The organism is Caminibacter sp. (assembly GCF_053999135.1).
The window spans coordinates 1-2205 of the sequence record NZ_JBMXVQ010000120.1 but is presented as its reverse complement, the minus strand read 5'-3'; the positions used below and the strand labels follow the sequence as shown (position 1 = coordinate 2205).

The following is a 2205-nucleotide window of genomic DNA, read 5'->3' as shown; positions in this document are numbered from 1 at the left end:
AAAAAAAGGCGACCGAAGTGTCGTAATTCCCTTCAAAAACGGAAATAGTGCAACGCGAAAGAAACGGAATTAATCCCAAGACGAAAGAAAAGTCGTAATTCCCTTCAAAAACGGAAATAGTGCAACAGCCATTTTAAAAAGCCTATTTTTATAAGGATGAAACTTGATAATGGTATTATTAAGTTTTTTGTAATTGGCGTTGCAACAACAAAAAAGCTCTGTACGAGAAAAGTATCATATTTCATTGTAAAAGAACAGTTTTTGACAGACTTTTTGACAAGTGCAAGATTGCTTAAATTTTTATAATCCCCAATATAACAAGATTTTATTCTATGTCAAGTATTTATGATGCAAAAAACAAGCTATACATAAAAAATTATTTATAGATAAAAACTATCCCTAATATTTCATAATGATTTCTATAATTTCGTTATTCGGCGTTTAGTAAGAGTTTTTTTCTGACGTTGTGGGATACGAAAATCGTCGGTATTTACTGCAACATACATACCTTTACCAAAATATTTTTTATCCATAAATCTGTCGATAAGTTCGGAAATCGTAGCCCAAGATGTTCCAAATATTGCAAGAAGAGTGTTTGGTATATATAAATTTCTTTTTCAAATTATAGCAATTTTTCTTTGTTGGACAAATAAAATTATGAATTTTAATAAAAAATTAAAATCAAATGTCAGAAAATTTTAATGTTTTCGTTTATAAAAAGTGGAGGTGAAAAAAATGAGAGGTTTGTTGTTTGTGGCTACGCCCGGTAGCGTTGTTTCAAGGAAAGACAATAACGTCGTAATAACAAACGAAAACGGCACCCATAAGATACCGATAGGCGCCATAGAGCATATATTTTTGTTCGGCGGCGTTCATATCACAACTCCAGCAATAAGATTCGCTACTACGAAGGGTAAATTTATATTTATGCTAAACCAGTTCGGTAAGACGGTCAGCGTTTCTATGCCCGAGCCGATAACGAGCGATTATAGGATTAGGCTTTCTCAATATGAATTGTTGAATAATAAAAGCAAAAAACTAAATATCATAAAAATGCTTTTGAAGATAAAGGCAAAGAATGTTGGTTATATTTTAGGGCTTAACGAATCGAAATACAACAGAAGCCTATACATAAAAAGCCTTATAAATAATATAAAGTTCGACACTCTTCAAGAGGCTTTGGGTATAGACGGCAATTTAAATTCCGCTATGTTTGATTTTTTTAGGGATAATATGTTGCCCAAAGGATTTGATTTTGAGGTAAGACAATATCATCCGCCAAAGGACCCTGTCAATACGCTTTTGTCTTTAACTTATAGCGTTTATTACTCGATTTTGATACCTATGGCAATATCTGAAGGGTTTGACCCGTATCTTGGATTTTTTCACATAAAGCGTGGTAGGCATGCGGCGTTTTGTTCGGATGTGATAGAGGTTTCCCGCCCGTGGCTTACATTTTTTGCGTTTCAACTTTTGCAGGACGGATTTTTTCATCCGATGGATTTTTCTGTAAACGATAACGGCTGTTTTATGAAGAAAAAGGCATTAAGGGCTTACATAAAAATTTTTAGCGAAAGGATTATTCATAAAGAAGACTCGTTTCTGGATTATAGTTTTCAATTTTTGAGAAAACTGAAGGAGATAATATCCAAATGAAGTTTTTAATCACCTACGATATTAGAAACCGTAAAAGATGGTATAGGGTGTTTAAAATATTGAAGGAAAAGGGTTTAAACGTTCAACTTTCGTGCTTTGAAGTAGACATAAACGAAAAAGAGATGGAAGATTTGCTGTTTGAGATACAAAAGATTATCGATTGGCAAGAAGATAGCGTTTATTGTTTTCCCATAAGTAAATACGCGGTTGGTATGACGACCAAATTGGGTAAAAACGAAGATATAAACGAAAGTGTGGTTTTATGAGCAGGATTGAGAAGTTTATCGTTATATACGATATAGAAAACACAAAAATAAGAACGAGATTGTCGAGATTGCTTTTTGAATACGGCATAAGGACACAATTTTCGGTATTTGAAGTTGAAGTAAAAAATAGGGAATTTAACAGGTTTATCAAAATGCTTGAGAAAAAATTAAAAAACGATAAGGATAAAATATATGTATATCCGTTAGATAAAAAAAGTGTTAAAAATATTAAAAGAGCGGGTAATCTTGAAAATTCAATAATAAATGATTTTTTTATTTGACA

The 2205-nt window shown here is 32.2% G+C and carries 3 protein-coding genes; all 3 read left to right on the top strand.

What is annotated here, in order from left to right; genetic code table 11:
* The first annotated feature begins 735 nt into the window (after positions 1–735).
* Genes cas1 through cas2 (ACXJH6_RS08815) form a run of 3 tightly spaced genes read left to right on the top strand, consistent with a single transcriptional unit; the run spans position 736 to position 2203 of the window.
* Positions 736–1656 (top strand): CRISPR-associated endonuclease Cas1, encoded by a 921-nt coding sequence (cas1, locus tag ACXJH6_RS08825; protein WP_456471391.1) that lies wholly within the window; start codon positions 736–738, stop codon positions 1654–1656.
* Positions 1653–1922: a CRISPR-associated endonuclease Cas2 gene (gene cas2, locus ACXJH6_RS08820; RefSeq protein ID WP_456471390.1), complete on the top strand. Its 270-nt coding sequence runs from the start codon at positions 1653–1655 to the stop codon at positions 1920–1922. The genes cas1 and cas2 (ACXJH6_RS08820) overlap by 4 nt, the downstream gene beginning before the upstream one ends.
* On the top strand, positions 1919–2203 hold the full coding sequence (cas2, locus tag ACXJH6_RS08815) for a CRISPR-associated endonuclease Cas2 (RefSeq protein ID WP_456471389.1): 285 nt from the start codon (positions 1919–1921) through the stop codon (positions 2201–2203). The genes cas2 (ACXJH6_RS08820) and cas2 (ACXJH6_RS08815) overlap by 4 nt, the downstream gene beginning before the upstream one ends.
* The last annotated feature ends 2 nt before the right edge of the window (positions 2204–2205 follow it).